The organism is Streptomyces sp. NPDC086023 (assembly GCF_044540325.1).
GTDB lineage: Bacteria > Actinomycetota > Actinomycetes > Streptomycetales > Streptomycetaceae > Streptomyces.
This window is the reverse complement of record NZ_JBITRX010000053.1, coordinates 1-211: the sequence shown is the minus strand read 5'-3', so window position 1 is coordinate 211 and position 211 is coordinate 1. Positions and strand designations below refer to the sequence as shown.

1 pseudogene is annotated in these 211 nt (G+C 78.2%); it reads right to left on the bottom strand.

Annotation, left to right across the window (positions count from 1 at the left end):
• Positions 1-211, bottom strand: a pseudogene (locus ACIF6F_RS37950) (hypothetical protein); the annotation flags it as partial.

Genomic DNA, 211 nt, shown 5'->3' with positions numbered 1-211 from the left:
GGCTACGGCCGCCGGGACGACCGTCCCCAGGGCGGCGGCTTCCGCCGGGACGACCGCCCGTCCGGCGGGTTCCGTCGTGACGACGAGCGTGGTGGCGACCGTGGCGGCTACGGCCGGCGCGAGGACCGTCCGCAGGGTGGTGGCTTCCGTCGTGACGACCGTGCCCCGCGTCGGGACGACGAGCGCGGCGGCTTCCGCCGCGACGACCGTC